Source organism: Sphingomonas sp. PAMC 26617 (assembly GCF_000242835.1).
Classification (GTDB): Bacteria; Pseudomonadota; Alphaproteobacteria; order Sphingomonadales; family Sphingomonadaceae; genus Sphingomonas.
Window position 1 is genome coordinate 3812981 of record NZ_JH594425.1, and the last position, 16769, is coordinate 3829749.

Consider the following 16769-nt stretch of genomic DNA (forward strand, 5'->3'; position numbering starts at 1 on the left):
ATCGCTTTGCTAATCGTGCGTACGCGCCTGCCATGTCGCGTGGGTAATGCCATGCACCTTGGCGAGATGATCGGTCAGCGCGTCGAGTTCGCTGACCGTTATATTGGTGCTCACGAGCTTGGCCACAATCTCCACCCGGTCCTCGGCGCGGTTGATGATGTCGAGTTCCGCGACCGGGAGTTGCGCGGCCTCGAGATGCTCGGTCAGCAGGTCCCCCATTGGCCCGGCGTCGGCGGCGTCGGTCGTGATCGTGACGGTATAGGTCGCCTCGACGTTGCGGCCTTCCAGCGGGATGCGGTTGATCGCGTCGACCAGCGGGCGGAGCATCGTGTTGGCGAGGATGACGAAGCCGGTGAGCAGCACCGCCTCGGCAATCATGTCGCTCCCCGCGATCGCGCCGACCGCGGCCGAGCACCAGAGCGTCGCGGCGGTGTTGAGGCCGCGGACGTTCATCCCCTCCTTCATGATCACGCCCGCGCCGAGGAAACCGATCCCCGACACGACATAAGCGATGATCCGGATCGACTCGACGTCGCCGCCCAGCCGCTGGCCGAGGTCCACGAACGCGGACGAGCCAAGCGCGACCAGCGCGTTGGTGCGCAGGCCCGCGGTGCGCTGCCGATACTGCCGCTCTGCGCCGATCAGCGTGCCGAGCACGAACGCGACGAGATAGCTCACGACCGTGTCGAGGAACGGCAACAGGTGGAAGGTGGTGAGGAACCGCATGGGGCTGCGCTTTATGGGAGCGGCGCGTCCGGGGCTAGAGGGGGCGGAGGGTCGATGGGCTTAGGACGCCTGCCCTCCCCTAGTCCGTCATTCCCGCGCAGGCGGGAATCCATACTGGCTGGCCTCGCAGCACGGAGAGCATCAGTATCAATGGATCCCCGCCTCCGCGGGGATGACGAACGGGGGGGGGGGCGATGTACCCGGCGCAGCACGACGCCCCCTTACTTCTTGTCCTTCACGTTCCGATCCAGGAACGTCAGGATCGTCCCCCACAGATGCTCGCTGATCCCCGGCCCGGCGACACGGTGCGTATAGCCGGGGTAGAACATCATCTCGAACGGCGTCGCGGTCGCTTGCATTCGCGCCGCGAAGGCGGTCGAGTTGGTGAACACGACATTGTCGTCCGCCATCCCGTGGATCAGCAACAACGGATCCTTGATCGCGGGGGCCTTCCCCAATGCATCCGAAGAGACATACGCCTGCTTGTCCGCGACCGGCGAACCCATGTAGCGCTCGGTGTAATGGGTGTCATATTGCTCCCATTGCGTCACCGGCGCGCCCGACACGCCCGCCGCATAGACCCCCGGGTTCGCCTCGAGCATCTTGAGCGTCATGTAACCGCCGTACGACCAGCCATAGATCGCCACCTTCGCGGGATCGACGAACGGCTGGCTCTTGATGAACTTCGCGCCCGCGAGCTGATCGGCGACCTCGACCGTCCCCATCGCGCGGTAGATGTGGTCCTCGAACGCCTTCCCGCGATTGTACGAGCCGCGATTGTCGATCTGGAAATAGATATAGCCGTGCTGGACGAGGTACTGCGGCAACGCCCCGCCCCAGCCGCGCGTAACCTGCTGCCCGGTGCCAGGGCCGCCGTAATGCTGGAAGAAGACGGGGTATTTCTTCCCCGGCTCGAGCGGCGGGGTGATCATCTCATAATAGAGATCGGTCCCGTCCTCCGCCTTGATCGTCCCGAACTTGGTCTGCTGATGCGCGGCGAGATAGGGGTAATAGGGATGCCCCGGCACCACCGCATTCTCGTTGATCCACGACAGCCGCTTGCCGGTCGCATCCGCCAGATAGACCTGGGTCGGCTGGGTCGGGCTCGAGCGCGAGACGATCATCCGCGTCGCGGCCTCGTCCATCGTGCCATTGTTCCACCAGCCCGCTTCGGTCAGCCGCGTCACGACGTTCGGATGCGCGATATCGACCGAATAGAGATGCTGCTCGAGCACGCCGTCCTTGTTGCCGGTGAAGAACAGCCGCCCCTTGGCTTCGTCCACGCCGAGCAATGATTGGACGACCCAGTCGCCCTTGGTCAGTGCGGTCCACTTGCCCGCGGCGAAGCGATAAAGGTGCCCGAAGCCGGTCCGCTCCGAACGCCAGATGAGACTCCCGTCCTTCATCGGACGATAGGCGTCGGACAGGTTGAGCCAGCTGCGCGTGCCCGATGTCTCGGTGAACAGCACGGTGGCTTTGCCCGTCGCGGGATCGACGCGGAGCATGTCGAGCGTCTTCTGATCGCGGCTCTCGCGCTGGACGAGCAGCGCGCTGCCATCCGGCGTCCAGTCGACGCGCGCGAGATAGATATCGGGATTGCTGCCGAGATCGACCTTGACCTTCCCCGACCCGTCCGCCTTCATCACGTACAAAGCGACCGCGACGTTGGGCGTGCCAGCGGCAGGATAGCGCTGGTCATAGACCTTGGTCCCGTTCGCGCCGATCGCGGCACGCGTGACCACGCCGACCGGGGCCTCGTCGAACCGCTCGACTGCGATGTGGCTGTCCTGCGGGGACCACCAATAGCCGGTGCGGCGGTCCATTTCCTCCTGCGCGACGAACTCCGCCTCGCCCCAATGCACCGTCCCGCCGCCATCGCTGCTGACGGCGCGCGCATCGTCGCCGCCGAGCGGCTGGACGAAGAGGTTCTGCCCGCGCACGAAGCTGACGAAGCCGCCCCTGGGGCTGATGATCGGGTTGAGCGCGCCATCGCCCGGCGCATTGGTCAGCCGCCGCGTGGTGCCGTCGAGCGTCGCCAGATACAGGTCGCCGTCGATCGGCACGAGGATCGTCTTGCCATCGGGAGCCCAATCGTACGCGACGATGCCCTTGGAGCCCGCGATGCGCGCGCGCTCGCGCTGCATCTTCTCGGCTTCGGACAGTTCCGCGCCCGAGCCGACCTTCTTGGAATCGACCAGCATCCGCTCCTGCCCGGTGCGTGTGTCACGCGCCCACAGGTCGAACCGCTCCTTCTCGTCGGCGCGCGGACGCAGCGAGGTCAGCAACGTCCCGTCGGGCGACAGCTTGACGCCGCGCGGCTGGACGCCCGACAGGTCGGGGCTGCCGAACACCTTGGCGAGCGTCAGCTTTTCGGGTGCGGCCTCAGCAGCCATCGCAGGCACCGCCACACACGCGAGCATCACGCCCGCAAACGCCCAACATGCCCGCATCCCGCATCTCCGCTCTCTCGATTGCCCGGCCCGACGACCGCGGGCGTTGCGGGCTTATCGCGACGCCGGCGGCCTGCGTAAAGGCCCTTGGCATCAGGCGATTGCGCCGCCCCCGCCATGCCGCCACCGCAACGCGCGCCGTTCGATCAGCGAGCGCCACGCCCATTCGACCGGTGCGATGCGGAACCAGCGCACCCACAGGTTCGCGCCGATCAACAGCGCCGCGTTGACGAGCACCGCGGTCACCATCAGCCCTGCCCAACTCATCCGGCCGTACAGCGCGAGCAGGAACGGCGGGTACAGTAGCCACAGGCAGATCAACGTCTGCGCGACGTAGATCGACAGCGCGGTCCGCCCCGCCGCGATGAACGGTCGCAGCAACGTCGTACCCAGCGCGGTGGTGACGAGCAGGTTGACCAGCCCGACATGCCCCAGCGTCATCGCCAAACGCGCGACTTCGGTGGTTGCCATGCTGATCTGCGGCGCAGCGGTGAAGCGCGTGCCCTCATAGGCCTCGAGCAATCGCAACGGCACGCCGATCGCATAGCAGATTCCGGTCATCACCCCATAGAACCGCGCCGATTGCAGCCCTTGCAAGACGCCGAGCCGGAACAGCCCCGCACCGATCAGCATCGTCGCGGCGGCCTCCCAGACGAACAGCACTTCGAACCCCTGCGCCTCCATAAAGCTGAAGGTGCGCCATTGCTCTGCCGCCCAGGTCGCGAACGTCCCGGTCCGCGCCTTGTCCTCGGCATCGATCAGCGCCCTCGTCTCGGCGGCAACCGTTGCACGCTGTTTCTGCCGCTCCGTGGCTTGCGCAAGCACCGCTTTGTCCGCCTGCGTGAGCGGACGGTGCATGTGCTGGCGTTGCTCGACGCGTCGAACCGCCTGCGCATTGGACTGGTCGGCACCGTAGCTCATCCCGCCGCCGATCAGGAAGAACACCGCCATGCTCGAGCCGAGGAACAGGAGCGCGCGCGGGCGCAGCTCGCGGAACAGGAACGCGACGAGCGCGGCGAGGGCATAGGTGTGGAGGATGTCGCCCGGCCACAGCAGCACGAACACGTGTACCAGCCCGAACAGCAACAGGATGCCGTTGCGCATGAAGTAACGCCGTAGCACGACCGCTTCGTCGGCCTGCGCCGCAAACCGCTCGGTCAGGATCACCATCCCCGCGCCGAACAGCATCTCGAGCACCCCGCGCGCGGTGCCCATTGCGAGCACCTCGCGCACCCACCACACGATCCGGTCCGCCGCCGACCAGCCGAGATGGCGGATATCGTCGAACGACGCGGTCATCGACTGGCCCATGTCGTTGATGTTCATGAACAGGATCCCGAGGATCGCGATCCCGCGCAGGATATCAAGCACCGCGATCCGCGGCGCACCGTCGGGCTCGGTAGCAGTGGCGACAACGGGACTGGAAGATTGCGGCATCGGACGATCCCCACGGGGTGAACGCTCGCCCTTACCGTCAGTTCGTCACGGTTGCACGGTCAAGCCCCACGGCACGGTGCAACGCCAGCCGTTCCCCGCTCGCCAGCGACCGCCACAGCCATTCGAGCGGACCGATCCGATATCGGGACAACCACCGGTTGGCCGCCGCCAGCAACAAGACGTCGATCATCACCGCGGTCCCGATCAGCCCGATCCAGTCCATCCTGCCGTACAGCCGCAGGCCGAACGGGGGGAACAGGAGCCACAGGCAGATCAAGGTCTGCGCGACGTACAACGACAGCGCTGTTCGACCTGCCGCTGCAAAGGGCATCAGCAGCCGGCGACCACGGACGTTCCGCAACGCAAGCGACACCAGCGCGACATGCCCCAGCGTGAGGCTCAGCCGCCCGATCTCGCGCAGCGCGGCGTCGATCTGGGTCGGGTCGCTCGGGACATGCCCGGCCCACACCGGCGGGATGCGGATCGCCAAGCCGACGCCGTAAGCCACGGCGGCAAGGCGCGCATAGAAGGCGGTGCTGCGCTGTCCCTGCACGACGCCGAGCTTGAACAGCCCCGCCCCGATCATCATCGTCGCCGCCGCTTCCCCGAGGCCGTAGATCACCCACCCCCAGTTGAACAAGGCGACGTAATCGTCGAGCATCGCCTCATGCCAGCGCGCGAAGGTCGTCGTGCGTTCGCGATCCTCCCGCTGGGCTGAAGCGAGATCGGGCGCCGTGGTGACCGCGTTCGCGCGCCACGGCGCCGTGGTCTGGCGTGGGGAAAGCTTCACCGCATGTCCGGCGTTGCCCGACACCTCGTAAAAGGTGCCCGTGACACGGCCGTCCGACCCGATCAGCGCCGACGCCGCAAGCGCGATCGCGTAGGTCGAACCGATCAGGACAAGCTGCGCCCCGCGCAGGCGCCGGAACGGAAAGGCAATCAGGGCCGCGATTGCGTAAATGTGCAGGAAGTCGCCGTACCATGACAACGCGAAGACGTGAAAAAGCCCGATCAGGAACAGCAGCAGATACCGCACCCAGAAGCGCCTCGCCACCGCCATCGCATCGCCGTTGCGGGCAAGCGTGGTCGTCAGGAGGATCATTCCCGCGCCGAACACCAGTTCGAGCAGGCATCGCGCCGTTCCGGAAATGAGGATTTGCCGGACACTCCAGACGATCTGGTCCGCAACGGTCCAGCCAAGCGTTTCCGGTAACCGGCCGGTGTGCGAACTTCCGCCCATACCGTTGATGTTGATGATTAGGACCGCAAGGACGGCCAATCCGCGCAACACGTCCAGTTGATGAAAGCGCGCACCGGTGGCGCTCAGTGTGCGGGTGGTGACCCGCGACACTGCGACAACATTGATCGTAATGGCCCCTGTCCCGATTCGTTACGGTACAGTACCAATACCAAATATTGTCGATGGTAATACACCATTAGTATTAGATAGTGTGCCTGGGTATCACCGATCGGGCGGCGGTGATTATTTAATGCGAGGCTGATTCAGGCTTGGGGAATTGCGCTGACCGGAAGACATTATTGTCTTCAATCAATCGCTAGCGCGGCACTCCGCTGAGTCCGCCGCCTTCAACGCATGCGAAAAAGGGCGCGGAGGCCATCGCCTCCGCGCCCTTGTCTCGTCTCGCGACTGGCCGAGCTTACTCGGCTGCGGCAGTGCCCTTTGCAGGACGCGTGTCGCGACGCTCTGCGATACGCGCCGACTTGCCGGTGCGGCCACGCAGATAGTACAGCTTCGCACGACGCACCGCGCCCTTGCGGACGACGACGATGCTGTCGATGTTCGGCGAATACAGCGGGAAGACGCGCTCCACGCCCTCACCGAACGAAATCTTCCGTACGGTGAAGTTGCTGCCCATGCCCTTGTTCGAACGCGCGATGCACACGCCTTCGTAGTTCTGGACGCGGGTGCGCTCGCCTTCGACAACCTTCACGCCGACCTTGAGCGTATCGCCAGGGCGGAATTCGGGGATCTGCTTGGTTTCGAGAAACTTGGCAATGTTCTCGGCTTCGATCGTCTGGATGAGATTCATCTCATGCGTCCTTCGTCTGTCGTCGCGCGCCAGAGGGCGGTTGGACCCGAGCACCCTCATGGCGCTCCCACAGATCCGGCCGCCGTAGCCGTGTATCGGTCTCGGCCATGTGCTTGCGCCATGCCGAAATCCTCGCATGATCCCCCGATCGCAACACTTCGGGGATCGTGCGCCCTTCCCATTCAAATGGTCGGGTGTACTGCGGATATTCGAGAAGGCCGCTTTCGAAGCTCTCGTCATCACCACTAGAAGCCGCGCCCATTACGCCGGGAAGCAGCCGAATGCAAGCATCGAGCAGCACCAGCGCGCCCATCTCGCCCCCCGAGAGGACATAGTCGCCGATCGACACGTCCTCGATTGCACGCGCCTCGAAGATGCGTTCGTCGAACCCCTCGAACCGGCCGCACAGGATCGTGACACCCGCCCCTTGCGCAAGGTCGCGGACGCGCGCCTGCGTGAGCGGGCGGCCGCGCGGCGTCATCGCCAGAATTGGCGCGCCGGTCGCGACACTGTCGATCGCCGCGGCGAGGACGTCGGCCTTGAGCACCATGCCCGCGCCGCCGCCTGCCGGCGTCTCGTCGACGGTACGATGCTTGTCGGTGGCGAAGTCGCGGATGTTGCGCGCGTCGAGGGACCATTTCCCCTCCCCCAGCGCACGGCCGGCAAGCGAGATGCCGAGCGGGCCTGGGAACATCTCTGGGTAGAGCGTGAGGACAGTGGCGGCGAAAGTCATAGCGTCCAATTCTCTACGCGCAGGTCGGGGATGTCGGCAAAGTCGCGTTCGTTGTTGGTTACGAGGGTCAAATCGAGCGCGAGCGCGTGGGCAGCGATCAGGCGATCGAAACTGCCGCGCCGGAACGGTAGCTCGGCATATTGACGCGCCGCCGTCGTGTCGAACGGAACCGGCGGAACGTCGCGTATGAAGGCTTCCAGGACTTTGAGCGGCGGCATCTTTCCGTTCCGGCTACCAAAAGCAATCTCGGCGAAGGTAACGGAAGAAACTGCCAGATCGCCTTCGACACACGTACGCACGCGAGCGCGAAGACGCTCCGCCTGCGTTGCCAGCAACAGAATGCAAATATTCGTATCGAGAAGATAGATCACGCCGCCGATGGCCAGTCAGGGTCGTCCCACGGTCGAGGGCTGTGGTCGAATTCGCGATCTTCCGGCGTAACGGGCGACAACCAGGGCAACGCCCCCATCCAGCCATCCCCGGAGATCTTGCGCTGCGTGTTCGCAGGCTCGAAGGTGAACGTGCCGCGATCTTCTCTGACGATCATTTCTGTTCCTTCGATGGCACCGAGCCCCTTTGGCAGTCGCACCGCCAACGAATTCCCTGATTTGAATACCTTGGCGCGAAATTCCTGTGCCATGCCGATCTCCGTATATACAATATGTATATACATCTCGGCAGATCGTCAAGGAACGATGCGACCGTGCAGACGTATCGCTGCCATGGACGACTGCATCATCATCGGCGCCGGCCCGGCCGGACTTACCGCTGCGATCTATCTCGCGCGGTTTCACCTGAAGATCCGGCTGTTCGATTGCGGCAGCAGCCGTGCGGCGCTGATCCCGCGGACGCACAATCACGCGGGTTATCCCGGCGGGATCAAGGGGACCGACCTGCTTCGGCTGATGCTCGACCAGGCCGAGGAATTCGGCGCGGTGCGCGAGGCGGCGGAAGTCAGCGAGATCCGCCCGACCGGCGACGACTTCGAGGTCCGCGTAGGCGACCGCGTTTTCCCGACACGGTCGGTGCTGCTCGCGACCGGGGTCGTCAACATCCGCCCGGAGATGGACCGTGCGGTCCATGACGATGCGCTTGCACAAGGGTTGATCCGCTATTGCCCGATCTGCGACGGGTATGAAGTCACCGACAAGCGCGTCGGCGTGATCGGCACCGGCGACCACGGGATGAAGGAAGCGCTGTTCCTGCGCGGCTACACGCGCGACGTCACGCTGATCGCGCCGGGCGCGCGGCACGAGCTGGACGATGTGTGCCGTGCCAAGCTGGAGGAGGCGGGGATCGTGCATGTCGATGGCCCTTGCTCGCCGATGCGGATCGAGGGGGCGCAGATGGTGGTGACGACGCCCGGTGGCGATCTGGCGTTCGACAGCGTCTATCCCGCGCTTGGCTCGACCATCCGCTCGAAGCTCGCTGTTGCTGCGGGCGCGCGCGCGACGGGCGAGGGATGCCTCGAGGTCGACGACCACCAGCGCACGTCGATCCCGGGGCTGTTCGCGGCGGGGGATGTGGTGAAGGGGCTGGACCAGATCAGCCACGCGATGGGCGAAGCGGGCGTTGCCGCGACAACGATCCGCAATCTACTTGATGAACGGCGGCCATTGCGGCGGTGATGGTGGTGACGTGGGGAGGTGGCGGGGTGCTGAGGTGGCACCCTCCCCATCCGTCATTCCCGCGAAGGCGGGAATCCATTAGCACCGTCCCTCGCAAGTCATCACGGTCAGCCAGTATGGATCCCCGCCTCCGCGGGGATGACGGCTACTTAGGGAATGGCGGCGATTGGACGGACTACCCGCTTAGACGATAAACGCCCCGTCCACGACCACGTGCTCCGCGTTCCACTCGGGAACAGCTTCCGCGTTCATCGGGATCATGAAGCGCTTCTTGTCGGGTCGCTCGATCTCGAGCACGTCGCCCGCGCCGAAATCGTCGATCGCGACGACATGGCCGAGCGCCTCACCCTCCAGCGAGACCGCCGGCAGGCCGAGCAGATCGGCATGATAATATTCGCCCTCTTCCAAAGGCGGTAGTGCTGAGCGCGGCACGGTCAGTTCGGTCCCGCGCATCGCCTCGGCGGCGTTGCGGTCGGTGACTTCGGCGATCCGTGCGATCGCGCCGTTGCTGCCGGGGCGCACCGACTTTAGGGTCAGCGCGCCGCCGTTGAACAGTTTGTACTGCCCAAGGTCCTCGGTGAAGACCTTGAGACGCACCTCCCCCGTGACCCCATGCGCGCCGATCACGACGGCAAGCGTAACGGGGGAGTCGGCCGACATCAGCCTTCGACCGGTGCCGAGGCGCTCTCGCCCTCGTTGGTCGCATCTTCGGTCGCTTCGGCAGGCGCAGGCGCTGCTGCTGCCTCAGCGGCGGCTGCCGCTGCTGCTGCTGCCGCTGCGACCTTTGCCTCTTCGGCGTCGGCGATCTTCTTCTCACGCTCTTCAGCGCGCTCGACGGCCTTCTCGCCGGGCTTGCCCTTGTTCGGGTTGGTGCGCGCGGCGCGCTCACGGATGCCCGCGACGTCGAGGAAGCGTGCAACGCGATCGGTCGGCTGCGCGCCGACGCTCAGCCAATGCTTCGCGCGGTCGGCGTCGAGAATGATGCGCTTCTCGTCGTCCTTGGCGAGGAGTGGGTTGTACGTGCCCAGCTTCTCGATGAACTTGCCGTCACGCGGGCTGCGCGCGTCGGCGACGACGATGCGGTAATACGGACGCTTCTTGGAGCCGCCACGCGACAGACGAATGCTGATTGCCATAGTAAACTACTTCCTTCTTGGTCGTTCTTGGGTTTTGCCAGCGGCTCAAGGCCGCATGGCGATCACTTCTTCTTGAGCAAATTCTCGAAGCCCGGAGGGAGCTTCGTCTGGCCGCCGCCGAGGCCGGGAAGGCCCCCGCCACCGCCGCTGAACATCTTGGACGGGTCGATACCGCCGAGGCCACCGGCGCCGTCCGGACCGCCACCGCCGCCCAGACCGCCCATGCCACCGCCGCCACCACCAAACAGCTTGGCCATGCCCTTGAGGCCGCCCATCTTTTTGATCTTCTTCATGGCGTTCGCCATTTCCTGATGCATCTTCAGGAGCTTGTTGACCTCCTGCACGGTCGTGCCGGAGCCCTTGGCGACGCGGATCTTGCGCTTGGCGTTGAGCAGTTCGGGCTTGCGACGCTCCTTGGGCGTCATCGACGTGATCATCGCGTCGAACCGGACGAGGATCTTCTCGTCGATCGCGCCCGACGCCATCGCCTGCTTGGCCTTGGCCATGCCGGGGATCATCCCCGCCAGCGCGCCGAGGCCACCCATGCGGCGCATCTGCCCGAGCTGCGCACGCAGATCGTCAAGGTCGAACTCGCCCTTGGCGAGCTTGGCCGCCATCTTCTCGGCGTCCTCGACCTGGATCGCTTCCGCCGCGCGCTCAACAAGGCCGACGACGTCGCCCATGCCGAGGATGCGGCCAGCGACGCGCTTGGGATCGAACGCCTCGAGCGCCTCGAGCTTCTCGCCCATCCCCGCGAACTTGATTGGCTTGCCGGTGACGGCCCGCATCGACAGCGCCGCACCACCGCGCGCATCGCCGTCCATGCGGGTCAGCACGACACCGGTCAGCGGCACCTGATCCGAGAAGTTCTGCGCGACGTTGACCGCATCCTGACCGGTCAGCGAGTCGACGACGAGCAGGATCTCGGTCGGCTTGGTCACCTCGGCGACCGCGCGCATCTCGTCCATCAACGCCTGGTCGACGTGGAGACGACCCGCGGTATCGAGCATCAGGACATCGAAGCCCTGCAGCTTCGCCGCCTGCACGGCGCGCCGCGCGATATCGACCGGCTGCTGCCCCGCGACGATCGGCAGGGTCGAAACCTCCGCCTGCGTCCCGAGCACCGCGAGCTGCTCCTGCGCGTTCGGGCGGTTGACGTCGAGCGACGCCATCAGCACCTTCTTGCCCTGCCGCTTGGCGAGGCGCAGCGCGATCTTGGCGGTCGTCGTCGTCTTGCCCGAACCCTGCAGGCCGACCATCATGATGATCGCGGGCGGCGCGACGTCGAGTTCGAGCTCGGACGCTTCCGCACCCAGCATCTCGACCAGCGCGTCGTTGACGATCTTGACGACCTGCTGCCCCGGCGTGACTGAGCGCAACACGTTCTGGCCGACTGCCTGCTCGGTCGCGCGATCGACGAAATCGCGCGCCACCGGCAAGGCGACGTCGGCCTCGAGCAACGCGACTCGGACTTCGCGCATCGCCGCACGCACGTCGGCCTCGGTCAGCGCACCGCGCCCCCGCAACCGATCGAACACACCGCCAAGACGGTCGCTCAGGCTCTCGAACATCCGAAAAAACCCTTCCAAACTGTCGCTTTTGCCGCGTAACGCAAAGAACGCCGGCGGACGAAACCTCGTCGGCCGGCGTCGTCCCGCAGGACGGCCTTCACGCTTCACGGTGGAGCGATCGCTAGCGCCATTAGCGTAGCTTGCGCTTTACCGCAACCCGACCGGCGCTTGCCCCGACCCGACGGGCAACTGCCCCGGTTTTAACCTCCTGTACATTGCTTGCATGGGATGACGAAACGGACGGGGGCGGAGCCGAAGGAATGACAGTCGAAAGACATGGTGGCGACAGGCCCGACAGGGGTTACCCTGCCGGGGTCGTCAAGCGACGCGATATCCTGACCGGCGCGATCACGATCGCGGCGACGCTGTTGTTCGTCGGAATCGCCAGCAGCGTGCTGTCGAGCGCGCTGAAACACGTCCTGCACGGGACCGGCGAGACCGATCCGGCGCTCATGATAGCCTTGCTGCTCAACGTCGCGCTGATCCTGATCGGCTGGCGGCGGCACCGTGATCTTGCCAACGAAGTCGACATCCGCGCCGCCGCCGAGCAAAGCGCCCGCCTGCTCGCCGCGCGCGATCCGCTGACCGGGTTCCACAATCGCCGCAGCCTTGCTGAAGCGGGCGCCGCGATGTTCGTCCACGCGGCGGACCGCCACAAGGCGATGGCGCTGCTGCTGCTCGACCTCGATTATTTCAAGACGGTCAACGATCTGCACGGACACGCCGCGGGCGACTCGCTGCTGAAGGCGGTCGCGCACGAAATCGCGCAGGCGATGCCGCCGCACGCGCTGACGGCCCGGCTGGGCGGCGACGAGTTCGCCTGCGGCTTCCCGTTCGACCCGGCGCATGCCACGCTGGTCGAGCGCGTCGCGGAGACGCTGGTCAGCCGCCTTGCGCAGCCGTTCCAGATCGACGGGCTCCACCTCCATATCTCCGCGTCGGTCGGGATCGCGCGGTCGGACATCGGTTGCGTCGGGATCGATTCGCTGATGCGCTCCGCCGACATCGCGATGTATTCCGCAAAGAACGCGGGGCGGAACCGCTTCGCATGGTTCGACCAGTCGATGGAGCGCGACCTGAAAACGCGTACCGATCTCGAGGCGAGCCTGCGCAGCGCCATCCCCAATGGCGAGATCGTCCCCTATTTCGAACAGCAGATTGATCTCAACACGGGTCGCCTGACCGGGTTCGAAGTGCTCGCGCGGTGGGAACATCCGACCCGCGGAATGATCGCGCCCGAGGCCTTCATCCCGCTTGCCGAGGAAACCGGGATGATCAGCGACCTGTCGCTGTCGCTGCTGCACCAGGCGTTCACCGCCGCGCGCGACTGGGACGCGGGGCTGTCGTTGTCGGTCAACATCTCGCCGTGGCAGATGCGCGATGCGTGGCTTGCGCAGAAGATCATCAAGGTGCTGACCGAGACCGGCTTCCCCGCCAACCGGCTCGAGATTGAGATTACCGAGACCGCGTTGCTCGACAATCTCGCGCTGACGCAGTCGATCGTTGGGAGCCTCAAGAATCAGGGCGTCCGGCTCGCGCTCGACGATTTCGGGACGGGGTTTTCGTCGCTCGCCCATCTGCGCGCGTTGCCGTTCGACCAGATCAAGATCGATCGCAGCTTCATCCTCTCGATCAACCAGAGCGCCGAAAGTACCGCGCTCGTCACCGCGATCACGCGGCTGGGGGACAGCCTCAACCTGCCGATCACCGCCGAGGGTGTGGCCGACGCACGGATCGAGGAGCGGCTGCGGGCGCTCGGGTGCGCCAAGGGCCAGGGGTTCCTGTACGGCCAGCCGATGAGCGTCGCCAACACCCGCCGCCTGCTGGCGGAACGACGGTTGCTGCAGATGCCGCAGCCGGGAATCGTCGGCGTTTCGGGCACCGTGCACCGCCGGAGCGCCTGAGCGACGGCGCCTGCGTTCGCGGAGGCGCATGGACTTCGCCCCCCTCGCCCCCTAGATCGCCGCCATGCCCGACCCGCGGATCATCAGCCTCGGCTGCCGTCTCAACATCGCCGAAAGCGAGGCGATCCGTACGCTTGCGGGTCCGGACACGATCGTCGTCAACAGTTGCGCGGTCACCAACGGTGCAGTCGCCGAGACCCGCAAGGCGATCCGCCGCGCGCGCGCCGAACGCCCGGACGCGCAGATCGTCGTCACCGGGTGCGCCGCGCAGATCGACCCGGCGAGCTTCGCGGCAATGCCCGAAGTCGACCGCGTGCTCGGCAACGTCGAGAAGCGTGCGCCTGCCGCCTGGGCCTCGGAGGAAACCGTGCTGGTCGGCGATATCCTGAGCGCCCGCGAAACCGCGCCGCAACTGTCCGCTGTGTTCGCTACGCATGCGCGCGCCTTCGTCGAGGTGCAGAATGGCTGCGACCATCGCTGCACCTTCTGTGTCATTCCCTATGGCCGCGGCAACAGCCGCTCGGTCCCGGCAGGCGCAGTGATCGAACAGGTCGCGGCGCTGGTCGACGGCGGACACCGCGAAGTCGTGCTGACCGGGGTCGACCTGACGAGTTACGGCCCCGACCTGCCCGGCGCCCCGAGCCTAGGGTTGCTGGTCGAGCGGATCCTGCGCCACGTGCCCGCGCTCGAACGGTTGCGGCTGTCGTCGCTCGACGGGGTCGAGATCGACGACCGGCTGTTCGCGTTGCTGACGCAGGAAGCGCGCGTGATGCCGCATGTCCATCTCTCGCTCCAGGCGGGGAACGACATGATCCTCAAGCGGATGAAGCGCCGCCATGCGCGCGCCGACAGTGTTGCGCTGGTCGATCGGTTGAAGACCGCGCGCCCCGAGATCGCGATCGGCGCTGACCTGATCGCGGGTTTCCCGACCGAGGATCACGCGATGTTCGCCGACACGCTTGCGCTGATCGACGATTGCGACATCGTCCACGCGCATATCTTCCCCTATTCCGAGCGCGACGGCACGCCCGCGGCGCGGATGCCTGCCGTCCCGGTGCCCGAGCGCAAGCGCCGCGCCGCGCTGCTGCGCGAGGCTGCGGCGGTGCGCAAAGCGGCGTGGCTGCGCGGGCTGATCGGCACGACGCAGGACGTGCTGGTCGAGCGTCCCGGGGATCGCGGGCACATCGGCAGCTTTGCCGAGGTTCGGTTCGAGGCGCTGCCGGTCGGGTCCGTCCAACAGGTGCGGATTACCGGCAGCGACGGGAACATGTTGACCGGCTCCGTGCTTCTTTCCCCCACCGCCACCCCCCTTCTCGCTTCTTCCCTCCCCTCTTCTTCCCTTCTGGCTTCCCCGGCGAAGGCCGGGGCCCAGTCGCGGAACGATGGCAACGAAGCGCCATCCTCTCCAACCTCTGGCACCGCTCCTGGGCCCCGGCCTTCGCCGGGGAAGCGACAGCAACAGCAGCCGCAGCCGCAGCCGCAGCCGCAAAATATCTTGCACGGAATTTCTCAATGACCCCAAGCTGGCACGACAAACTCCTCGGCGGGTTCAAGCGTACCTCCGACCGGCTGATCGGCAATCTCGCCGGTCTCGGCACCGGGCCGCTCGACACGAAGACGCTCGACGAGATCGAGGAAGCGCTCATCGCCTCCGACCTCGGCCCCGAGACCGCCGCGCGGATCCGCCGCCGCCTGTCGACCGGTGTGTTCGAGCGCGACATGGAGGAGCTCGGCATCCGCCTCGTCGTCGCCGAAGAAATCGAAAAGGTGCTCGACACCGTCGCGACCCCGCTCGAGATCACCGGCTTCCCGCGCCCGCACGTCATCCTCGTCATCGGCGTCAACGGCTCGGGCAAGACGACGACGATCGCCAAGCTCGCGCATCTGCTCAAGGAACAGGATTACGGCGTGATGCTCGCGGCGGGCGACACGTTCCGCGCGGCGGCGATCGGGCAGCTCGCGACCTGGGCCGAGCGCGCGGGCGTGCCGATCATCAGCGGCAAGGAAGGCGGCGACGCGGCGGGCATCGTCTACGAAGCGGTCAAGCAGGCGACCGCGACCGGCATCGACGTGCTGATCGTCGACACCGCCGGCCGCCTCCAGAACAAGCGCGAGCTGATGGACGAACTGTCCAAGATCCGCCGCGTGCTGGGGCGCCTCAACGTCGAGTCGCCGCACGACGTGCTGCTCGTGCTCGATGCAACGACCGGGCAGAACGCGCTCAACCAGATCGAGGTGTTCAAGGAATCGGCGGGCGTCACCGGCCTCGTGATGACCAAGCTCGACGGCACCGCGCGCGGCGGTGTGCTGGTCGCGGCGGCGGAGAAATATGGTTTGCCGATCCACGCGATCGGGGTCGGCGAAGGCATGGGCGATCTACGCCCGTTCAACGCGAACGAGGTTGCGCGGATCATCGCTGGCGTGGAAGGGGTCCGCAAATGACCACCTCCCCCCCCTTGCCGTCATCGCTTCCCGCCAAGCCCCCGCTCAACGCGGGCCAGCGCCTCGCGGTCGACATCGGCCCGATCGCGATCTTCTTCCTCGTTAATTTCCTGACCCCCGGCTACGACATGCTCAAGCTGATCGCCGGGACCTCCGCGTTCATGGTCGCGAGCATTGCGGCGATGATCTATTCGCTGGTCAAGTCCGGGCGGATCTCGCCGATGCTGTGGCTCACCGGCACGCTGGTGCTCGTGTTCGGCGGGCTGACGCTGTATTTCCACAACAAGGATTTCATCCAGATCAAGCCAACCGTCATCTACGCGATGCTGTCGGCGATCCTGGTGTTCGGGCTGGTGACGGGGCGGCCGTTCCTCAGCCTGTTCCTCGATTCGGCCTATCCCGGGCTGAACGACACCGGCTGGCGCAAGCTGACGATCAACTGGGCGGCGTTCTTCGCGTTTCTCGCGGTGCTGAACGAAGTCGTGCGGCACGAATTCAGCTACAGCTTCTGGCTCGGGTTCAAGCTGTGGGGGGTGATTCCGCTCACGTTGATCTTCGCGTTCGCGAACGTGCCGATGCTGATGAAGCATGGCTTCAAGATGGGCGAGGAACCGCCGATCCCGCCGGTCGAGTGATTCGCTGCGATCATAACGCCACAGGCGCCTCCCCGGCGAAGGCCGGGGCCCAGTAG

Annotated in this window: 16 protein-coding genes; 5 read left to right on the forward strand and 11 right to left on the reverse strand. The window is 65.9% G+C overall.

Annotated elements, in window-relative coordinates; translation table 11 throughout:
* Positions 1 to 9 precede the first annotated feature (9 nt).
* The 8 genes from RH91_RS16790 to RH91_RS16825 all read right to left on the reverse strand — a co-directional run bounded on the left by RH91_RS16790 (position 10) and on the right by RH91_RS16825 (position 8070).
* The gene (locus RH91_RS16790; RefSeq protein ID WP_010164168.1) at positions 10 to 726 is read right to left on the reverse strand and encodes an MgtC/SapB family protein; all 717 of its coding nucleotides are present in this window, start codon (positions 724 to 726) and stop codon (positions 10 to 12) included.
* Between the two features lie 221 nt (positions 727 to 947).
* Entirely contained in the window at positions 948 to 3176 is a 2229-nt protein-coding gene (locus RH91_RS16795; protein WP_010164169.1) for a S9 family peptidase, read from the reverse strand.
* Between the two features lie 93 nt (positions 3177 to 3269).
* Positions 3270 to 4613, reverse strand: a complete 1344-nt coding sequence (locus RH91_RS16800) for a DUF418 domain-containing protein (RefSeq protein WP_010164170.1) — start codon at positions 4611 to 4613, stop codon at positions 3270 to 3272.
* 37 nt (positions 4614 to 4650) lie between these two features.
* Entirely contained in the window at positions 4651 to 5853 is a 1203-nt protein-coding gene (locus RH91_RS16805; protein WP_232283543.1) for a DUF418 domain-containing protein, read from the reverse strand.
* A 418-nt stretch (positions 5854 to 6271) separates the two neighbouring features.
* On the reverse strand, positions 6272 to 6664 hold the full coding sequence (rplS, locus tag RH91_RS16810; protein ID WP_010164172.1) for a 50S ribosomal protein L19: 393 nt from the start codon (positions 6662 to 6664) through the stop codon (positions 6272 to 6274).
* A 1-nt stretch (position 6665) separates the two neighbouring features.
* A complete protein-coding gene (gene trmD / locus RH91_RS16815) occupies positions 6666 to 7397 on the reverse strand; it encodes a tRNA (guanosine(37)-N1)-methyltransferase TrmD (protein ID WP_010164173.1) in 732 nt (243 codons plus the stop codon).
* Positions 7394 to 7768 carry a type II toxin-antitoxin system VapC family toxin gene (locus tag RH91_RS16820; protein WP_029624018.1) on the reverse strand — a complete coding sequence of 125 codons (375 nt, stop codon included), beginning with the start codon at positions 7766 to 7768 and terminating at the stop codon, positions 7394 to 7396. Before RH91_RS16820 ends, trmD begins: the two co-directional genes overlap by 4 nt.
* Positions 7765 to 8070: a hypothetical protein gene (locus RH91_RS16825; protein WP_010164176.1), complete on the reverse strand. Its 306-nt coding sequence runs from the start codon at positions 8068 to 8070 to the stop codon at positions 7765 to 7767. Before RH91_RS16825 ends, RH91_RS16820 begins: the two co-directional genes overlap by 4 nt.
* Positions 8071 to 8119: 49 nt before the next feature.
* Between RH91_RS16825 and RH91_RS16830 the strand changes: the two genes are divergently transcribed.
* Complete coding sequence (locus tag RH91_RS16830; protein WP_010164177.1) at positions 8120 to 9025, forward strand: NAD(P)/FAD-dependent oxidoreductase; 906 nt, start codon at positions 8120 to 8122, stop codon at positions 9023 to 9025.
* 183 nt (positions 9026 to 9208) lie between these two features.
* On the opposite strand, the gene rimM is transcribed toward RH91_RS16830, so the two are convergent.
* The 3 genes from rimM to ffh all read right to left on the reverse strand — a co-directional run bounded on the left by rimM (position 9209) and on the right by ffh (position 11732).
* Positions 9209 to 9685 carry a ribosome maturation factor RimM gene (rimM, locus tag RH91_RS16835; protein ID WP_010164178.1) on the reverse strand — a complete coding sequence of 159 codons (477 nt, stop codon included), beginning with the start codon at positions 9683 to 9685 and terminating at the stop codon, positions 9209 to 9211.
* A complete protein-coding gene (gene rpsP, locus RH91_RS16840) occupies positions 9685 to 10161 on the reverse strand; it encodes a 30S ribosomal protein S16 (protein ID WP_010164179.1) in 477 nt (158 codons plus the stop codon). Before rpsP ends, rimM begins: the two co-directional genes overlap by 1 nt.
* A gap of 62 nt (positions 10162 to 10223) precedes the next feature.
* Complete coding sequence (gene ffh, locus RH91_RS16845) at positions 10224 to 11732, reverse strand: signal recognition particle protein (RefSeq protein WP_010164180.1); 1509 nt, start codon at positions 11730 to 11732, stop codon at positions 10224 to 10226.
* Positions 11733 to 11992: 260 nt separating this feature from the next.
* Between ffh and RH91_RS16850 the strand changes: the two genes are divergently transcribed.
* From RH91_RS16850 to ispZ, 4 genes are all read left to right on the forward strand, one after another.
* Positions 11993 to 13636, forward strand: coding sequence for a putative bifunctional diguanylate cyclase/phosphodiesterase (locus RH91_RS16850; RefSeq protein ID WP_010164182.1), 1644 nt, complete (start codon positions 11993 to 11995; stop codon positions 13634 to 13636).
* Positions 13637 to 13700: 64 nt separating this feature from the next.
* Entirely contained in the window at positions 13701 to 15152 is a 1452-nt protein-coding gene (gene mtaB, locus RH91_RS16855; RefSeq protein WP_010164184.1) for a tRNA (N(6)-L-threonylcarbamoyladenosine(37)-C(2))-methylthiotransferase MtaB, read from the forward strand.
* Positions 15149 to 16078, forward strand: coding sequence for a signal recognition particle-docking protein FtsY (ftsY, locus tag RH91_RS16860; RefSeq protein WP_010164185.1), 930 nt, complete (start codon positions 15149 to 15151; stop codon positions 16076 to 16078). The genes mtaB and ftsY overlap by 4 nt, the downstream gene beginning before the upstream one ends.
* The gene (gene ispZ / locus RH91_RS16865) at positions 16075 to 16713 is read left to right on the forward strand and encodes a septation protein IspZ (protein WP_029624022.1); all 639 of its coding nucleotides are present in this window, start codon (positions 16075 to 16077) and stop codon (positions 16711 to 16713) included. The genes ftsY and ispZ overlap by 4 nt, the downstream gene beginning before the upstream one ends.
* Positions 16714 to 16769 lie beyond the last annotated feature (56 nt).

Bases quoted from the DNA above. Each gene is read 5' to 3' on its own strand.
- RH91_RS16830 (WP_010164177.1), top strand. From the start codon at position 8,120: ATGGACGACTGCATCATCATCGGCGCCGGCCCGGCCGGACTTACCGCT.
- mtaB (WP_010164184.1), top strand. From the start codon at position 13,701: ATGCCCGACCCGCGGATCATCAGCCTCGGCTGCCGTCTCAACATCGCC.
- ispZ (WP_029624022.1), top strand. From the start codon at position 16,075: ATGACCACCTCCCCCCCCTTGCCGTCATCGCTTCCCGCCAAGCCCCCG.
- trmD (WP_010164173.1), bottom strand. From the start codon at position 7,397: ATGACTTTCGCCGCCACTGTCCTCACGCTCTACCCAGAGATGTTCCCA.
- RH91_RS16850 (WP_010164182.1), top strand. From the start codon at position 11,993: ATGACAGTCGAAAGACATGGTGGCGACAGGCCCGACAGGGGTTACCCT.
- RH91_RS16825 (WP_010164176.1), bottom strand. From the start codon at position 8,070: ATGTATATACATATTGTATATACGGAGATCGGCATGGCACAGGAATTT.
- rplS (WP_010164172.1), bottom strand. From the start codon at position 6,664: ATGAATCTCATCCAGACGATCGAAGCCGAGAACATTGCCAAGTTTCTC.
- RH91_RS16790 (WP_010164168.1), bottom strand. From the start codon at position 726: ATGCGGTTCCTCACCACCTTCCACCTGTTGCCGTTCCTCGACACGGTC.
- RH91_RS16795 (WP_010164169.1), bottom strand. From the start codon at position 3,176: ATGCGGGCATGTTGGGCGTTTGCGGGCGTGATGCTCGCGTGTGTGGCG.
- RH91_RS16805 (WP_232283543.1), bottom strand. From the start codon at position 5,853: ATGGGCGGAAGTTCGCACACCGGCCGGTTACCGGAAACGCTTGGCTGG.
- ffh (WP_010164180.1), bottom strand. From the start codon at position 11,732: ATGTTCGAGAGCCTGAGCGACCGTCTTGGCGGTGTGTTCGATCGGTTG.
- ftsY (WP_010164185.1), top strand. From the start codon at position 15,149: ATGACCCCAAGCTGGCACGACAAACTCCTCGGCGGGTTCAAGCGTACC.
- RH91_RS16800 (WP_010164170.1), bottom strand. From the start codon at position 4,613: ATGCCGCAATCTTCCAGTCCCGTTGTCGCCACTGCTACCGAGCCCGAC.
- rimM (WP_010164178.1), bottom strand. From the start codon at position 9,685: ATGTCGGCCGACTCCCCCGTTACGCTTGCCGTCGTGATCGGCGCGCAT.
- rpsP (WP_010164179.1), bottom strand. From the start codon at position 10,161: ATGGCAATCAGCATTCGTCTGTCGCGTGGCGGCTCCAAGAAGCGTCCG.